The organism is Roseovarius atlanticus, assembly GCF_001441615.1.
GTDB lineage: Bacteria > Pseudomonadota > Alphaproteobacteria > Rhodobacterales > Rhodobacteraceae > Roseovarius > Roseovarius atlanticus.
Genome location: NZ_LAXJ01000016.1, coordinates 106,890 through 123,198, shown reverse-complemented (window position 1 = coordinate 123,198; position 16,309 = coordinate 106,890). Strand labels below are relative to the sequence as shown.

Sequence of the window (16,309 nt, the reverse complement as noted above, 5' to 3'; positions counted from 1 at the left end):
ATTGGACGTGTCACACTTTATCGGAGCCTCGCATCATGACCGAATTCGCGCCTTACTTTCCCGGTTTCGTCGCTGCCTATGCCATCTTGCTGGTGGGGGCGTCCTCGCCCGGACCGGCAGTCGCAATGCTGTTGGGCATCTCGACCAACCAGGGGCGGGGGCCGGCACTGGTGACCTGTGCCGGGATCGCCACGGGCAGCATGACGATCAACATCCTGACCATGCTGGGCGTGGGGCTGATCCTGTCGCAGGCTGCGTGGGCGATGAGCCTGCTGAAGCTGATCGGTGCGGCTTACCTTGTGTGGCTGGCCTACGGGGCGTTCAAAAAGGCGCTGAACCCGCCAAAGCTGTCGGTGATGAAAACGCCGAAGCAGGCGACTGCAATGCTGTTCGCGCAGGGCTACGCGTTGCAGGTGACGAACCCAAAGGCGATTGTCTTCTGGCTGGCCATCGCGGCGGTGGGTGCTGTCGAAGGGGCGCCGGGGACGGTGATTGCCGCCTTCGTCGCCGGGGCCTTTGCGATCAGTTTCACGATGCACGCGGCCTGGGCGCTGTTCCTGTCCTCGGGCCCCATTCGCACGGCCTATGCCAGCGGGCGGCGCTGGATCGAGGCGGGCCTGGGCAGTTTTTTCAGCTTTGCGGCATACAAGATGGCCACATCGGAGAGTTGACCGCATGGAGTTCCTGACCCTTCTGCAAGTTCTCGACAGCACTGTGCGGTTGGCCATACCGCTGTTGCTGGCCTGTCTTGCGGGGCTGTTCAGCGAGCGGGCGGGGATTTTCGACATCGGGCTGGAAGGCAAGATGCTGATGGCGGCGTTCTTTTCGGCCGCCGTCGCTTATGTGTCGGGGTCGGCCTGGGTGGGGCTGCTGGCGGGGATCGGGTCTTCGATGATGTTGTCGGGGCTGCACGGGCTGGCCAGCATCACGTTCCGGGGCAATCAGCTGATCTCGGGCGTGGCGATCAATTTCCTGGCGGCGGGGCTGACGGTGCTGATCGCGGCGGACTGGTTCGAAGAAGCGGGGCGGACGCCGTCGCTGGGCACGGGCGCGCGGTTCGAGCCGCTTTCGCTGCCGTTTGCGCACAGTCTCGGGCCGGTTTATGGCGAGCTGGTGTCGGGGCATACGATACTGGTTTACCTGGCATTCTTGTCCGTTCCGGTGAGTTGGTGGGTGCTGTATCGCACCCGTTTCGGGCTGCGCCTGCGGGCGGTGGGCGAAAACCCCGAGGCGGTGGACACGGCGGGCATCAGCGTGCCGGGGATGCGGTTCGCGGCGCTGGCGATCTGCGGCGTTCTGTGCGGGGTCGCGGGGGCGTACCTGTCGACCGCGTTGCAGGCCGGGTTCGTCAAGGACATGACGGCGGGACGGGGATTTATCGCGCTGGCGGCGCTGATCTTTGCCAAGTGGCGGCCGTGGCACGCGTTGTGGGCGACGCTGCTCTTTGGGTTGTTGCAGGCGGTGGCGCTGCGCTATCAGAACCTTGAACTGGGCGGGATCACGATCCCGACGCAATTGATGGATGCGGCGCCGTATATCCTGACAGTAGTGATCCTGGCGGGGTTCGTGGGTAAGGCGATTCCCCCGAAATCGGGTGGGGTGCCTTACGTGAAGGAGCGCTAACTGCCTAAGGTGTCTCAAAAGTTTTGGAAACGGAAGCGCATGGACCGATGCGTTCACACTTCGTAAGGCCAGTTCACATAAATTGATCAGACCTGAGACGGCAAAGCCGATGCCGCACTTGCAAAAAGCCCTGAGCCGGGGCTAACACGGGTTATGCAGATCTACCTTCCCATCGCCGAGGTTTCGGTCAACGCGTTCCTGCTTTTGGGGCTGGGTGGATTGGTGGGTGTGCTGTCGGGCATGTTCGGCGTGGGTGGCGGGTTTTTGATGACGCCGCTGCTGTTCTTCATCGGCATCCCGCCGGCGGTGGCCGTGGCGACCGAGGCCAACCAGATCGTGGCGTCTTCCTTTTCGGGCGTGCTGGCGCATCTGAGGCGGAAGACCGTTGATCTCCGAATGGGCACCGTTCTGCTCATAGGCGGCCTTATAGGCGCCGCGCTGGGCGTTGTGGTCTTCAACTACTTGCGGTCGCTGGGGCAGGTCGATCTGCTGGTGCGGCTGTGCTACGTGGTGTTCCTGGGCATCATCGGCGGGATGATGTTCTTTGAAAGCCTGCGGGCGATCCGGCGCAGCAAGTCGGGCAAGCCCGCGCAGCGCAAGAAACACACCTGGATCCAGAAGCTGCCGTTCAAGATGCGGTTCCGCACGAGCGGCCTTTACATCAGCGTCATTCCCCCGGTGATCGTTGGCATCTGCGTGGGGATCCTGGCCGCGATCATGGGCGTTGGCGGCGGGTTCATCATGGTGCCGGCGATGATCTATCTTCTGGGGATGCCCACGAAGGTGGTCGTTGGCACGTCGCTCTTTCAGATCATTTTCGTGACCGCATTCACCACGCTCTTGCACGCCACGACGAACTTTACCGTGGACGTGGCGCTGGCCGTGCTGCTGTTGATCGGGGGTGTGATCGGGGCGCAGATCGGCACGACGATCGGCACGCGCATGAAAGCCGAGCAGCTGCGCATCCTGCTGGCCATCATGGTGCTGGCGGTGTGCTTCAAGCTGGCGCTGGACTTGCTGCTGGTGCCGTCCGAGCTTTATTCCATCGGCGCGGCGGAGGGGCATTGATGCGCTGGCTCATTGCCCTTGTGTTCATGGCCGGGCCGCTGATGGCCGAGGAGGTCGTGCTGGGCCTGAGCCGTGACAAGGTGGCGATCACGGCGACCTTCGACGGCTCGGAGATCCTGGTCTTCGGTGCGGTCAAGCGCGAGGCAAAGATCCCCGAAGAGCCGCTGGACGTGATCGTGACCATCGCGGGCCCCAGCAAGCCCGTGGTGGTGCGCCGCAAGGAGCGGCGGTTCGGCATCTGGGTCAATGTCGACTCGGTCGAGGTGGACCGGGCGCCGTCGTTCTATGCCATCGCCACGACAGGGCCGCTGGACAAGGTGCTGTCGAATGTCGAGGATCTGCGGCACAGCATCTCGATCCCGCGGGCGATCCGGGCGGTGGGAACGGCCAGTGCCACGGTCGATCCCAAGGCCTTTACCGAGGCGATCATCCGCATCCGCAAGGCCAACGGGGCCTATAGCCTGCTGGAAGGGGCGGTGTCGCTGGACGAGCAGACGCTGTTCCGAACATCCATCGAGATGCCGGCCAACCTGACGGAAGGGGCCTATGCGACGCGCATCTTTCTGACGCGCGGCGGCGAGGTGGTGGCGACTTACGAGACGGCCATCGGGGTGCAGAAGGTCGGGCTGGAGCGGTGGATCTTCAACCTGTCGCGGGAACAGCCGCTGATCTATGGGCTGATGTCGCTGGCCATCGCCATCGCGGCGGGCTGGGGCGCGTCGGCGGCGTTCCGGGCGATACGGGACCGCTGAGTCGGGTCTTTGGTTAAATCCTGTTTTACTGGGTTTCAGACGTCGGTATCGCGTCGGTATCCGGGGGGTATCGCGGCGGTGCCGGTTCGTGGCACGGCGGATTAACGCACCGCGCGCATTTCGCGAGCGCAGCATCAAAACTTAACGATACGTAAAAACCATAAGTCCAGATATTGCGAATTCACCGGGCGAGGACGACGTCCCCGCGGATGTCCAAACCCTGCTCGATCGCGTCGATCAGATAGCAGGCGGTGTCGGCGCGGGAGATAAGACCGTTGCGCCACGCCTTGGGTTCGCGCAACACCTTGCAGGTACCGGTGCGCGCGCCGTTGGTCAGGATGACGGGGCGGGCGATGGTCCAGTCGAGGGGGCTGTCCATGATCAGCGCCTCCTGCCGGTCCTTGTCGGCGTAGGGCCGGCCCAGGATCGCCTTGTGGCCGAGGCTTTCAATACTGCTAATGGCGGCGCGGCTGCGGCCTGCGCCAAAGCCGGTGACGGCGACGAGGCGGGAGACGCCCGCGTTTTGCATGGCGTCCAGAAGGATGCGGGTGGACTCGGAAAAGAGCGTGACCTCTTTCCAGAGCATCGAGACGCTTTCCTTGATGCCCAGCGCGTAGATCACCGCATCCGTGCCCTTGAGCGCCTCGGCGACGGTGGCGGGGTCGAGCGCGTCACCGGGAAATGGTTCCAGCCCCGGAGCGGGGGCCATGTCGCCGGCCGAGCGGGCGAAGGCGCGGACGGTGTGATTGCGGCGCAGCGCCTCTTCAACGGTGCATTGGCCGATGCCGGAGGTGGCGCCGAAGATGGTGATGTGTGTGCTCATGCGGGTCCCTTGCGTGGCGTTCGTGTCAGGACCTAGCGGCGGCGGGAGCGAGGTAAAGTGCGTCGGGTCACCCTGAGACAATCAGGTCCCAGGCGGCGGCGATCCAGTCTGTGCGAAAGCTGTGGCCGCCGGGATGCAGGCATTTGAGCAACCGGGTCTCGTTGGGGGCGGTCCAGGCTTCGCAGGTCAGGCCGTCATGCAAGGCGGAGGCCTTCGACGGCTCATGCCCGCCGACCTTGCGATACATGGCGAGGACGGTTTCGACATCGCCCTGCCGTGCCTCGCCGATGGCGCGGCCCGCAAGTGGAACGATCTGGTCGGACGTGCCGTGGACATGGATGATGTCGGCGGGAGGCATCGTGCAGCTGTCGGGCGTGGGCGCCCAGAAGGTGCCGGCGACGGGAATGAAGCCGGCATAGTCGGCGGGCCGGTGGCAGGCCAGTGTCCAGGTCATCATCCCGCCGGCGGAAAAGCCGGCCATGACGATGTGCTCGGGGTCTATCGCGTTCCTGGCCAGAATGTCGGTGCGCAGGGCGTCGAAATAGGCCAATTCCGTGTCGGGCGAGGTGACGCCGCCAGAGGGCGTGCCGGGCAAGCGCCAGTCGTCGCCCGCCGCATTTGCCGCGACCAGTGCGATTCCGAGGCGGTCGGCCATGCCGCGCAGTGAGCCGTTGCGCATCGTGCCCGCCGCCGAGCCCTTGTACCCATGGGCGAAGATCAGCGCTCCCATGGGCGTGATGCCGTCCTGCCCCTGTGGCAGGTAGATGCGGTAACTGCGGTCGCCGATCCGGCAGTCGGTGTCGGGCCCGCAGGCGAAGGCCGGAAGACCGGGCAGCGTCAGGCTGAGGAAGAGGGCGAGGAGGGCAGGCAAGCGTTTCATGTTGAAAGGAGTAGCATCGACCACGCCGAGAAACAGGGTCAATGCGGGCCTTCACAGCCATTTGACCATGCGTCCATGCAAAACGCCCCGCAGCGGAACCGCGGGGCGTCTCAAGCAAGCAGAACTCGCTTACTTGTGCTTCTTGTACTTGGTCGCCTCGATGCTGTTGCCAAAGAGCAGGGCGGCGATGCAGATGCCTATGGCGATGACGCTGTAGATCAGCGTGTGGCCGCCGGTGCCGCCGACGAAGATCACGCCGCTGACACCGTCCCAGGATGCGTTTTCAAAGGGAAATCCCATGGTTTCTTCCTTTCATTACTGTGACGCCGGGGGCGACGCCATGATGCCTTCGGGATAGGCCTGTGCCGGCACCTTGACCGTGTCCAGACCCGCGATTTCGGCCGCCTCGGGCACGCGCAGCATCCCCACCATTTTCAGGATGAGGGAACTGACATAGCCGGTGCTGAAACCGATGGCCACGAAGACGACGATGCCGACAAGCTGGCCGATGAAGCTGACCGTCGGAGCGCCTTCGCCGGTGAGCGCGGGGTAGCCGGATGCGAAGATGCCCAGCATCAGCATTCCGAAGATGCCCATCGTGCCGTGCACCGTGACCGCGCCGACGGCGTCGTCGATCCCCATGTTTTCGAGGATCGTGGCGGCGGGTTTCAGCATGATGCCCGCGACGATGGCGATGATGAAGGTCAGCGACGGGAAGTAGATGTCGAGACCCGAGGCCACCGAGATGAGTCCCGCCAGCGCGCCGGACATCATCCAGAACGGATCGCGGGTGAAGAGCCACGCGCCGATGATGCCGCCGGAGACACCCATCAGGATGTTGAAGCTGAGCGCGCCGAGGTTGGTGGGCGTGCCGTAGATCGTGGTGAAGTTGGCACCCCAAGACCACGCCTCGCCACCAACGACGAGGCAGGCCATCAGGAAGCCCCAGAAGCCCACGACGATGAGCATGAGACCCGTCGCGGTGAAGGGCATGTTGTGGCCCGCAAGGTGATTGGCGGTGCCGTCGGCATTGAACTTGCCGATGCGCGGGCCGAGGTTGATCAGCACGCCGAGGGCGAAGAAGGCCGCGACCGCGTGCACCAGTCCGGCGGCGCCGAAATCATGCACGCCCCAGTCCTGCACCAGCCAGCCATCCGCGTGCCAGCCCCAGGCGGCGGCCAGCGTCCAGCTGAACCCGCCGAGGATGATAGCGAGGATGACGAAGCCCACGGTCTGGATCCGTTCGATCACCGCACCCGACATAATCGAGGCGGTGGTGGCGGCGAACAGTGTAAAGGCGCCCCAGAAGACGCCGTCGATCTGGTCTTCGGTGTTGGGTCCCATGTAGGCGGCGGAGTCGCCCCAGGGCCAGGCGATGGAATTGGCATAGGCCGCGCCGGAAATGCCATTCGGCCCTTCGGAGAGCGAAAAGCCGGTGGGGAAGCCCCAGTAGACCCACCAGCCGAAGAAGTAGAAGGCGGGGATGACGAAGGCGATGGCGAGGATGTTCTTGACCCCCGACGACAGCGCGTTCTTGGCGCGCGATGCGCCCATTTCGTAGGCCAGGAAGCCTGCGTGGATGATGATCATGAGAGGGATTGAGAGGTAGTAGTACGTCTCTGCGAACATGGTGTTGGTCATGTTCCCCTTCGCCTCGATCGCGGCCACCTGGGCCGCAAGTTCCGCGAGTTGTTCTTCCATTTTTCTTATAACCTCCGTGTTGGCCGGAGTGCGCAGTCCCGTACGCTTTCGATTCCGGCGACGCCATTACTGAAACGGGTCAGCGGCGTTCCGCCAAACGTTTTTTTGGCCTTGAAACAGACCGCAATGCAGCACGTATGGACGGGATCTGAGGGGGTGCCGGGTCGCGGCAGCACGTTGATCGCGGCGGGTCTTGCGAGTTAAATTACGGGAAAATATAGATTAATTTCAATATCCAGCGCGATGGAGATCACAGCCTGAGTTTGAGCGCAGCGAATTTAATCCAGCCATGGTTGTGCGGCATTAATTTTCGGTGCTTTTTGGGAATGTACCAAAAGAATACCAATAACTGCGTAAATTTTAGGCGTCTGGTGGTGATCGAGCGGGCGGACGTACCAGATGTGTACCACATTCCTGTGGCGGGTCACGGCCGGGTCACTCGCTCTTCGGCGGCAGGACCTTTCCGGGATTGAGGATACCTTGCGGGTCCAGCGCGGCCTTGATGCTGCGCATCACGTCAAGCGCGACGGGGTTCTTGTGGCGGGCCATGGCGGGGCGTTTGGACAGCCCGACACCATGTTCCGCCGAGAAGGATCCGCCGAGCGAGATGGCCACATCCTCGACCGCGCGGACGATGGCGGCGTGTGTGTCCGGGTCGTCGGTCGAGGGCCAGCCGGAGAAATGCAGGTTGCCGTCGCCCAGATGCGCCACGTGCAGGAAGGGGATGCCGGGATCGACGGCGCTTGTCGCGGTCTCGATCCCGGAGATCAGGTCGGCCATGCGGTCGAGCGGGACGGCGATATCGTTGTCGACCACGGGTGAATGCAGGCGCGTGAGTTCGGCGGCGGCCTCGCGCCTGGCCCACATCTCGGACCGCTGGGCGGCGTTTTGTGCGACTGTGGCGTCGAGGATATCGCCGGCCTCGAGCATGTCGGCGAGCACGGTTTCGAGATGCGTCGCCATGGGCACGGCGCCGGTGGTGTCGGGCGTGGCGTCGCGCGCCGAGAGCGCGCCGAGTTCGAGGAAGATGTTGACGTCGTGACGCTCCTCGAACGGGGCGCGGGCATCGGGGTGGCGGGTGAGATGCGCGTCGATGTAGTTGCCGGGCATCAGCTCGAACGCCTCGACCGAGTTGGCGGTTTCAGCCTGAAGCCGGTGCAGCAGCTTCAGGGCCGCGCCGATGGAGGGGCAGGCGGCCATGGCGCTGACATAGGCACGGGGCTTGGGCGCGAGTTTCAGGACGGCGGCGGTGATGATGCCGAGCGTGCCCTCGGCGCCTATCAGAAGGTCGCGCAGGTCGTAGCCGGAATTGTCCTTGTGCACGGCGCTCATCAAATCGAGCACGCGGCCATCGGCCAGGACCGCCTCGATCCCCAGGCAGAGGCCCCGGGTGGAGCCGTACCGCACCACGTTGGAGCCGCCCGCATTGGTGGAAAGCGCGCCGCCGATCATCGCCGAGCCACGGGCGCCGAAGGTCAGGGGGAAGATCAGGTCGTGGGCGTCGGCGGCCTCGTGCAGGTGGGCGAGGATGACGCCGGCCTCGACCACGGCGACACGGGCGTCGGGGCGGATCTCGCGTATGGTGTTGAGCCGGTCGAGCGACAGCAGAAGCGCGCCGCCGGCGTCGGTGCCGTGGGTTAGCCCGGTATTGCCCGAGATCGGCACGACGGGGGTGGCGTGGCGCGAGGCGCATTGCAGGATGTCCGAGACCTGGGCGGTGTCGGCAGGTCGCAGCACGGCCAGCGGTTCGGGGCGGGTGTCGCCCATCCAGTCGATGCGGTAGGGGGCCATGGCCTCGCCGGTCAGCACGTAGGCGTCACCGAGGGCCGCGCGCAGGTCGGAAAGCAGGGGGGTGGTGCGTGTCGTCATGGCGCGCAGACTGCGCTTGGTGCTTGGCCGCTGCAAGATGGAAATGCGTTGGATTTCCGGCTTGACGCAGTGAAGCGCCTGTCTTAACTAGCGCCACGGTTTGGCGGAGTAGCTCAGGTGGTTAGAGCAGCGGAATCATAATCCGCGTGTCGGGGGTTCAAGTCCCTCCTCCGCTACCAACACCCCACAATGAAGAAATCCAGAAAATCGGCTTCAGGCGCGCTTTCGGCCGAAACCGCATGTGTTGCGGGGGATGCCGGATCTCGCCTATTCCGCTCGGTTTCCGGGTGTTCGTGTAGGTCGGCTTTGAAAAAGTGGCGTTGGAGAACGGACGCCGCCCAATGGCACGATCCGAAAACACCGGTTGCAGTACAATGCCGTGGCCGCCTAAGCTCAAACAGAAAACGAGCCGACGCTTCCGTTGCCAAAATAAACGACGTGTCCGAATAATCTTGAAGGCGAACAGCGATGAAGGGATATGCGCATGTCTGACCCGTTTCAGCCGACCCGGGGCGTCACGACGCTGGATCGCCCTGCATCCGGAACCGCCTATCTGAACCAATCTTCCGTGGACTGGCAGGAAACCGGTACAACCGGCTTTGAGACGAAGCCGCTGTATCAGTCTGCATCGGGCGAGATGACAATGCTGATGAAGATTGCCCCCGGCGCGGTCTCGGAGGCCCACGCGCATGACACGGTCGAGGAAATTTACGTGCTGGAAGGGTCTTTCTTTGATGACGAGAACAGCTATGAAGCGGGCGATCTGATCATCCGGGCACCGGGTGCCGTGCATACCGCGGGAAGCAAGTCCGGTGCGCTGGTGCTGCTCAAGTTCTCGCCTGCCTGAAACGCAGGCATCGGTGTTCAAGGCGTTGGCGATGCCGGCCAGTCCGCCGTTTGTGGGAGTCCCCGGTTGCCGCCGGTCTGATCTTGAGCCGAAGGACAGCTTCATGACGTACCAGGACAGTCTTGTCGCCTGCGGAGTGAGCGCCGCCGGAACCATCCGCGGGCGCGAACGCGGATCTGGCGCATGGCGCGCCTGTATGCGCCGCCAGACCGGCGCGGTGAATTTCGCGCGCGATTTGCCGCCGGTCCAAGGCAGTTCGTTCAACATATGAAACACGCGCCGCGCCCAGACAGCCTGTGGTCCGACACGGCCCCCGCCCGTGCCCGCTTTGCGCCCTTGCAGGGTGCGGTCACCGTCGATGTCGTGGTCATCGGCGGCGGGTTCACGGGGGTTTCGGCGGCGTATCACCTGGCGGCCGAGGGTGCGTCGGTGGCGCTGATCGAGGCGCGCAGCATCGGGTTCGGCGGATCGGGCCGGAACGTGGGGCTGGTCAATGCCGGGCTTTGGACGCCGCCGGACCAGGTGGACGACAAGCTTGGCAAGACGGTTGGCGGGCGCCTGAACGCGTTGCTTGCCGGCGGGCCTTCGGCGGTGTTCGAGCTGATCGAGACGCACCAGATCCGGTGCGAGGCTGTGCGGCAGGGAACGCTGCATTGTGCGCATTCGCCGGCGGGTCTGCGCGACCTGGAAGACCGATTTGCTCAGCAGCAGGCCCGTGGCGCGCCGGTCAAGCTGCTGGATGCCGCCGAAACGGCGCGGCGCACCGGCAGCACGGCCTATTGCGGTGCCTTGTGGGACGCACGGGCCGGGACGATTCAGCCGCTGGCCTATGTTCAGGGGCTGGCCCGCGCGGCCGAAGCGCAGGGGGCGCGGATCTTTGAAGAGACCGCCGCGCTGGGTATTACGGAAAGCGGCGGTGGCTGGGTCGTTCGGACCGCCGGGGGAGAAGTGCGCGCGGCGCGGATGATCCAGGCGACCAATGCCTATGGCATGGGTGCGGCGGACGATAACGCGATCATCCCGGCGCATTTCTTTCAACTGGCGACCGCGCCTTTGCCGGAGGAATTGCGCCAGGACATCCTGGCGGGGGGCGAAGGTTGCTGGGACACGGCGCTGGTCATGTCGGCCTTTCGGCTGGACCAGGCGGGGCGGATGATCTTTGGCGCGCTGGGCAATCTCGACGGTCCCGGCGGCGGGATGCATCGCGGATGGGCGCGCCGCAAGCTGGGCCAGCTGTTCCCGCGGCTGAAAGGCATACCGTTCGAGCAGGAATGGACCGGCCGCATCGCGATGACCGGCACGCATCTGCCGCGCATCGAACGCCGCGGGAGGTCCGGTATCTCGATCTTTGGCTATAGCGGGCGGGGCATTTCGCCGGGCACCCTGTTCGGCCGGGCCGCCGCGCAGTGGGCGCTGGGTACCGGCGATCTGCCACTGCCCGTGACCGAACCGCGCCCCGAGCGTCTGGCCGGTGCCAGGGGGCTTTACTATGAGACCGGCGCGACGCTTGCGCATTTCACGAATGGTCGGTTGTAAGGGCAGACGGACCCGGGCGATTTGCCTTCGGGTCGGAAGGATCATCGCAGAAATGTGTTAAATCCTTGCCATCTTCGCGTGTTTCGCGATCCTTTTGGGCAGGAGAATGATCATGCAGGATGATGTCCTCTACGACCGGCAGGTCATAGCGTTTCTGGAGCATATCTGGGGCGACGGGTTCCTGTCGCCCGGCGGCCCAGAGGAGGTGGCGCGCGTTCTGGCCGGAGTGGATGTGGCCGGCGCGCATGTGCTGGATATCGGGTCGGGGTCCGGGGCCTGTGCGGTCTTGCTGGCGCGGGATCATGGCGCGGCGCGGGTGATCGGCATCGACGTCGAGGCGCCGGTGTGCCAGGCGGCAAGGCGCCGAGTCGACGTAGAGAATGTTGCGGATCGGGTTGAAATCGAACTGGTCGAGCCGGGGCCGTTTCCGTTTGCGGACGAGACGTTTGACCTCGTTTTCTCGAAGGACTCGATCATCCATATCCCCGAGAAGGCCGCCATGGCCCGCGAGGTCTTTCGCATTCTCAAACCCGGCGGGAGGTTTGCCGCGTCGGACTGGTTGATCAGCCACGAAGGCCCGCCCTCCGACGAGATGGCGGATTACATCAGGGAAGAATGGCTGGATTTCGCCATGGCGTCTCCGGTAACATATGCGAAAGCCGTGTGAGACGCGGGCTTTGCCGATGTGGAACTCGCCAATCGCAATCCGTGGTACGCAAAGGTCGCCGCCAAGAAGCTTGAGTGGCTGCGCGGGCCTGACCGGGAGGCACTGTCAGAGCGGCACGGTGCGGATTTCATCGATCACCAGATCGCGATCTGGACCAAGCTTGTCCGCGTGCTGGAAAGCGGTGAACATTGCCCGCATCATATCCGTGCCCGAAAACCCGGCTGACGGACTGGGGACGCGAGCGCCGCTGCGTGCCGACATTGAACTGGAAATGACATGACACTTGCCGACGACCATAACAGCCGACTTGAAACCCTGATCGACGCGGATCGCAGGCATCACCTGCACCCGTGGGAGGACCTGGCGACTTGGCAGGAGGCGAAGCGGTTCACCGTGACGCACGGCGAGGGCATTCATATTTTCGACGACAAGGGCCGCAAGTATATCGACGGGCCCGCGGGCATGTGGGCCGTCCAGATCGGGTATGGCCGGACCGAGATGGCCGAGGCGTGTTTTTCCTGACATGGCCGTTCGGGTTCGACCATTCCGTCGGATTCTTGGGCGGTGCCTTCGGTTGGGATCTGGCTCGGGCGGGCGAGGACGCGATGATTGATTTCGCCCTGGAAAAATTCGTCGAGATGGCCGGCAGCGATGCGCGCAAGCACTTTGTCGGTGGCATGGCGTCGGGATGGGCCGATGACCCCAATACGCTGGGCGCGTATGCCGCGGCCCGTCCCGGACGATACGCGGCACGTGATCTGTTGGCGCGGCCCATTGCCGACAAGCTGTTTTTCGCGGGTGAGGCGGTTGCCGGACCTTATGCGGTTCTGTGCAGCGGTACCTATTATAGCGGACAGGCCCAGGCGGAGGCCGTCATAAGGGCGCTGGGGCCATGAAAGAACCGCCCTCGCGGGATCGGGCCGTGCCACATTTGCCGCCAGAGGGTCTGGTTCTGAGAACGGCCAGGCTAGAACTCCGTCCACTCACACTGGAAGACGAGGACCTGGCCGTTGCGCTTTTCACCGATCCCGAGGTGGTGAGGTATGTGTGCGACGTCTACACCCCCGAAGCCATCAAGGATCATCTGCCTGTCGAGGTCGAACGCGGTGCCGGAGGGCGGATCGGGATCTGGACGGCCAAGCTGATCGAGACGGGCGCCAAGATCGGAACCGGTGTGTTGCTGCCGCTTCCGATTGACGCCAAGGACACCGATTGGTCCTTGCTGGTGCACGACCGGTATCCGGACGCCGAGATCGAAGTGGGATACATGCTGTTGCCTGGCGCCTGGGGGCAGGGATTTGCCACCGAGATCTGCGTGTGTCTTTTGCAATTCGCCTTCGAGCACATGGCGCTGGATGAGATCAAGGCCGTCACCGACCCCGGCAACCTGGCGTCGCAGCGGGTTTTGCAAAAATGCGGTTTGGCCGCCGAAGGGATGCGGCGGGCTTATGGCGAGGATTGCGCCGGTTTTGGCATCACCCGGCGGGCCTGGGGCAACACTGCGCAAGGCCGTGGTGCGGGCGGGCGGCGCGGCTAGGTGCGCAGGGCGATGGGTAGTATGAGAAGAAGCGCGAGGATCCGGGCGAAATGGTGCAAGGCCACATAGGCCGGATCGTACCCCAGGGACAGGCCGATCGCCGCCATCGCTTCGACCCCGCCGGGCGCATAGGCGATCCAGACCTGCGCCAGTGACACGCCCGTCACGGCTTGTGCGATCAGCGCGAATGCGAACGATATCACCAGCGACACGGCCACCACCGACAGGCCCGCCAGCACGTAGAGCCTGATCTGGGCGGCCGTCACCCGGCTGAGCCGGGCGCTGAGCACGGCACCGGTTACGGCGAAGGCGACGAAGATCGCCCACGGTGGAGCCGCCCCGTCGATCAGCCCGGTGGCATGGCCGGACGCGCTGACGATCATTCCGGCCAAGAGGCTGGCGGCGGGCACGCGCAGGCGCGTGCCCAGCAGTCCGAGCGCGATGGCGAGCGCCAGAAGCACGGCAAACCCCGCCACGGACATGGCCGGCGCGGCAGTTCTCAACGCGGTGGTCGAGCCTTCGAGCGCGACGGCGAGTGGCGGCGCCGCGATGACGAGGAAAAGAAGGCGCATGAGTTGCAGGAACATCACTGCGGTCGCGTCGCCATGTCCTTCGCTGGCGATGGCGATGGTGTTCGACATCGTGCCCGGCGCGCTGGCGAGCGTCGCTGTCTGCCGGTCCAGGCCGTACCCACGGGTGAGAACAAGCCGCCCCACAAGGACGGTCACGACGAGGGACACCACCAGGATCAGCAGGCTGGCGGCCCAGGCCCCGAGCTGATCCATCAGCCCTTCGTCCACCCCCGAGCCGAGCGAGATGCCGATGGTCGCGAAGGCGACATCGCGCAGCCGGGCCGGCAGGCCCACTGGATGCCGCGCTGCGGCCACGGCGACGACGGCCAGCGTGCTGCCGATCAGGGGGCCGGCGGGAATGCCGGCGAGGGCGGCCAGTGCCGCCCCCGCAAGTGCGGCCGCAAGCGTGACCGCGTGGGTTCTGAGATCCTGTGGCATCGTCTCAACCTCTGGAGGTTGCATCCCCTTCCATGCGGCGCGCGCGGCGGGCCAGCCAGATCGGCGCGATCACGACCAGCACGGCCAGCACGTAGAGCGTGACGCTCTTGTAGTCCTGAACGAGGATGGACCAGTCGCCGCCCGAGATCGACAGGGCGCGGCGCAGGTTGTTCTCGAACAGGCTGCCGAGGACGAAGCCGAGGATGACCGGCGCGAGGCTGAAGTCCAGCTTGCGCAGGAACCACCCGAAGACGCCCAGGCCGGTGATCAGCAACAGGTCGAACGGGTTGCCGACGATGGTGTAGATGCCGATGAAGGCGAGGATCGCGATCAGCGGCGTCAGGTAGTGTTGCGGGATCGTCAGCATCCGCGCGAAGAGACCCACCAGCGGCAGGTTGATGACCAGAAGCGCGACGTTGCCGATATACATCGACGCGATCAGGCCCCAGGCCACTTCGGGGCGCTGGGTGAACATCATCGGGCCGGGCTGGATGTTGAACATCAACAGGGCCCCCAGCAGGATCGCCGTGGTGCCCGAGCCGGGAATGCCCAGCGTCAGCATCGGCACCATCGCACCGCCGGCGGCGGCGTTGTTGGCGGCCTCCGGTGCGGCAAGGCCGCGCACGTCGCCCGTGCCGAAAGTCTTTTCGTCATCGTTGATGCGCTTTTCCGTGCCGTAGGCGACGGCCGAGGCGACCGAAGCGCCGGTGCCCGGCAGGATGCCGATGAAGAAGCCGATGATGGACGATCGCACGATGGTCCACTTGCACTTCACCAGATCCGCCATCTTCACGAAGCTCTTGTCGACGGGAAGAGACTTCAGCTTGCCCGAGACCTGCTGTTCGACCAGCGTCAGCAATTCGGCCATTCCGAAGAGGCCCACGACGACGATCAGGAAGTCGATACCGGCAAGGATGTCGGGGATGCCGAAGGTGAAACGGGGCACGCCGGTGTTCGCGTCGATGCCGATAGTGGCCAGCATCAGGCCGATGACGGCGCCCAGCAGGGTCTTGACCGTGCTTCTGCCCACCAGCGAGGCGAGCGACGCGAAGGCAAAGACCATGAGCGCCACGTAGTCCGCGGGTGAGAAGGTGACCGCGAAGCTGGCCAGCAGCGGCGCAAACAGCGAAAGCAGGATCACCGCGAATGTACCGCCGACGAATGAGGCGATCGCCGAAAGGGACAGTGCCCTTCCCGCATCGCCACCCCGCGCCATAGGGTTGCCATCGAGCGTGGTCATCACCGCGCTCGCGTCCCCCGGCACGTTCAGCAGGATCGACGAGATCCGCCCGCCGTATTCGGCACCATAGTAGATGCCCGCAAGCAGGATTAGCGCGGATTCCGGGCCGAAGCCCAGGCCGTAGGCGATAGGCAACAGGATCGCGACACCGTTGATCGGGCCAAGGCCTGGCAGCGCGCCGATCAGGGTGCCAAGGAAACATCCCGCGAGCACGAGGAACAGGTTGAAGGGGTCGAGCGCGACGCCGAAGCCTGTCGCAAGACCGGAAATCACGGCATCCATCACGAGGCTCCTTCCGTGGACGACGGTTCGAAAAGCCATTCGACCAGCTCTCCGAAGGGCAGGTTGAGGTCGAGCAGCGTGACGCAGAACAGGTAGCCGCCGACGCCCGCCGCCACGCCGAAGATGACGGAGCGCAGGATGCCGGCGCCCAGCATGGCGCTGAGGGCAGTGCCGAAGAGGATCGTCGAAAGGATGAAGCCGAGTGGCTCGTAAAGCTCGGAATAGGCGGCAAGCATCACCACCGTCGCGGCAAGGCGGAACCAGGTCTGCCGGGCCACGTTCATCTTGATGGCGTCAGGTTTCCACAAGATCACCAGAAGGCAGGCGATCGCTACGACCGACAGGATTTGGGGCCAGCTTTCCGGGCCGAGCGGGTCGTATTGGAAGGGCGCACTGATTGCGGTGAAGGCGATGACAGCATAGGCCAGCGTCACGATCAGAAGCACCCCGGCGAAAATGCGGTCGACCATGGCA

The 16,309-nt window shown here is 64.6% G+C and carries 20 protein-coding genes and 1 tRNA gene; 13 read left to right on the top strand and 8 right to left on the bottom strand.

What is annotated here, in order from left to right; all coding sequences use genetic code 11:
• Positions 1–35 precede the first annotated feature (35 nt).
• The 4 genes from XM53_RS14325 to XM53_RS14310 all read left to right on the top strand — a co-directional run bounded on the left by XM53_RS14325 (position 36) and on the right by XM53_RS14310 (position 3,443).
• On the top strand, positions 36–671 hold the full coding sequence (locus tag XM53_RS14325) for a LysE family translocator (protein ID WP_057794464.1): 636 nt from the start codon (positions 36–38) through the stop codon (positions 669–671).
• Positions 672–675: 4 nt separating this feature from the next.
• Positions 676–1,623: an ABC transporter permease gene (locus XM53_RS14320; RefSeq protein ID WP_057794462.1), complete on the top strand. Its 948-nt coding sequence runs from the start codon at positions 676–678 to the stop codon at positions 1,621–1,623.
• Positions 1,624–1,776: 153 nt separating this feature from the next.
• On the top strand, positions 1,777–2,691 hold the full coding sequence (locus XM53_RS14315; protein WP_057794461.1) for a sulfite exporter TauE/SafE family protein: 915 nt from the start codon (positions 1,777–1,779) through the stop codon (positions 2,689–2,691).
• Entirely contained in the window at positions 2,691–3,443 is a 753-nt protein-coding gene (locus tag XM53_RS14310; protein ID WP_057794459.1) for a TIGR02186 family protein, read from the top strand. The genes XM53_RS14315 and XM53_RS14310 overlap by 1 nt, the downstream gene beginning before the upstream one ends.
• Positions 3,444–3,624: 181 nt before the next feature.
• Here XM53_RS14310 and XM53_RS14305 read toward each other — a convergent pair whose 3' ends face one another.
• The 5 genes from XM53_RS14305 to XM53_RS14290 all read right to left on the bottom strand — a co-directional run bounded on the left by XM53_RS14305 (position 3,625) and on the right by XM53_RS14290 (position 8,716).
• Complete coding sequence (locus XM53_RS14305) at positions 3,625–4,266, bottom strand: NAD(P)-dependent oxidoreductase (RefSeq protein WP_057794457.1); 642 nt, start codon at positions 4,264–4,266, stop codon at positions 3,625–3,627.
• Between the two features lie 67 nt (positions 4,267–4,333).
• Positions 4,334–5,188: an alpha/beta hydrolase family esterase gene (locus XM53_RS14300; RefSeq protein WP_236544510.1), complete on the bottom strand. Its 855-nt coding sequence runs from the start codon at positions 5,186–5,188 to the stop codon at positions 4,334–4,336.
• Positions 5,189–5,275: 87 nt separating this feature from the next.
• Complete coding sequence (locus tag XM53_RS23450; protein WP_160321395.1) at positions 5,276–5,446, bottom strand: hypothetical protein; 171 nt, start codon at positions 5,444–5,446, stop codon at positions 5,276–5,278.
• Positions 5,447–5,461: 15 nt separating this feature from the next.
• On the bottom strand, positions 5,462–6,847 hold the full coding sequence (locus XM53_RS14295) for an ammonium transporter (protein ID WP_057794455.1): 1,386 nt from the start codon (positions 6,845–6,847) through the stop codon (positions 5,462–5,464).
• A gap of 435 nt (positions 6,848–7,282) precedes the next feature.
• On the bottom strand, positions 7,283–8,716 hold the full coding sequence (locus XM53_RS14290; RefSeq protein WP_057794454.1) for an FAD-binding oxidoreductase: 1,434 nt from the start codon (positions 8,714–8,716) through the stop codon (positions 7,283–7,285).
• A gap of 102 nt (positions 8,717–8,818) precedes the next feature.
• Here XM53_RS14290 and XM53_RS14285 point away from each other — a divergent pair.
• From XM53_RS14285 to XM53_RS14255, 9 genes are all read left to right on the top strand, one after another.
• Positions 8,819–8,895: transfer RNA gene (locus tag XM53_RS14285), tRNA-Met, on the top strand.
• Positions 8,896–9,200: 305 nt separating this feature from the next.
• Complete coding sequence (locus XM53_RS14280; RefSeq protein ID WP_057794452.1) at positions 9,201–9,563, top strand: cupin domain-containing protein; 363 nt, start codon at positions 9,201–9,203, stop codon at positions 9,561–9,563.
• 103 nt (positions 9,564–9,666) lie between these two features.
• On the top strand, positions 9,667–9,834 hold the full coding sequence (locus XM53_RS23445; protein ID WP_160321394.1) for a hypothetical protein: 168 nt from the start codon (positions 9,667–9,669) through the stop codon (positions 9,832–9,834).
• Positions 9,831–11,099, top strand: a complete 1,269-nt coding sequence (locus XM53_RS14275; RefSeq protein ID WP_057794449.1) for an NAD(P)/FAD-dependent oxidoreductase — start codon at positions 9,831–9,833, stop codon at positions 11,097–11,099. The genes XM53_RS23445 and XM53_RS14275 overlap by 4 nt, the downstream gene beginning before the upstream one ends.
• A 112-nt stretch (positions 11,100–11,211) precedes the next feature.
• The gene (locus XM53_RS14270) at positions 11,212–11,766 is read left to right on the top strand and encodes a methyltransferase domain-containing protein (RefSeq protein ID WP_236544509.1); all 555 of its coding nucleotides are present in this window, start codon (positions 11,212–11,214) and stop codon (positions 11,764–11,766) included.
• A gap of 18 nt (positions 11,767–11,784) precedes the next feature.
• Positions 11,785–11,991, top strand: coding sequence for a hypothetical protein (locus tag XM53_RS23740; RefSeq protein ID WP_236544508.1), 207 nt, complete (start codon positions 11,785–11,787; stop codon positions 11,989–11,991).
• Between the two features lie 51 nt (positions 11,992–12,042).
• The gene (locus XM53_RS23440) at positions 12,043–12,288 is read left to right on the top strand and encodes a hypothetical protein (protein WP_057794447.1); all 246 of its coding nucleotides are present in this window, start codon (positions 12,043–12,045) and stop codon (positions 12,286–12,288) included.
• Positions 12,276–12,662 carry an FAD-dependent oxidoreductase gene (locus XM53_RS14260; RefSeq protein WP_057794445.1) on the top strand — a complete coding sequence of 129 codons (387 nt, stop codon included), beginning with the start codon at positions 12,276–12,278 and terminating at the stop codon, positions 12,660–12,662. The genes XM53_RS23440 and XM53_RS14260 overlap by 13 nt, the downstream gene beginning before the upstream one ends.
• On the top strand, positions 12,659–13,303 hold the full coding sequence (locus XM53_RS14255) for a GNAT family N-acetyltransferase (RefSeq protein ID WP_057794443.1): 645 nt from the start codon (positions 12,659–12,661) through the stop codon (positions 13,301–13,303). The genes XM53_RS14260 and XM53_RS14255 overlap by 4 nt, the downstream gene beginning before the upstream one ends.
• Here the strand turns inward: XM53_RS14255 and XM53_RS14250 are convergent.
• From XM53_RS14250 to XM53_RS14240, 3 genes are read right to left on the bottom strand one after another with little or no spacing between them, the layout of a single operon-like run.
• Entirely contained in the window at positions 13,300–14,313 is a 1,014-nt protein-coding gene (locus tag XM53_RS14250) for an AbrB family transcriptional regulator (RefSeq protein ID WP_057794441.1), read from the bottom strand. The genes XM53_RS14255 and XM53_RS14250 overlap by 4 nt on opposite strands.
• Before the next feature lie 4 nt (positions 14,314–14,317).
• Positions 14,318–15,835 carry a tripartite tricarboxylate transporter permease gene (locus XM53_RS14245; protein WP_057794439.1) on the bottom strand — a complete coding sequence of 506 codons (1,518 nt, stop codon included), beginning with the start codon at positions 15,833–15,835 and terminating at the stop codon, positions 14,318–14,320.
• Complete coding sequence (locus XM53_RS14240; RefSeq protein ID WP_057794437.1) at positions 15,835–16,305, bottom strand: tripartite tricarboxylate transporter TctB family protein; 471 nt, start codon at positions 16,303–16,305, stop codon at positions 15,835–15,837. The genes XM53_RS14245 and XM53_RS14240 overlap by 1 nt, the downstream gene beginning before the upstream one ends.
• Between the last annotated feature and the right edge of the window lie 4 nt (positions 16,306–16,309).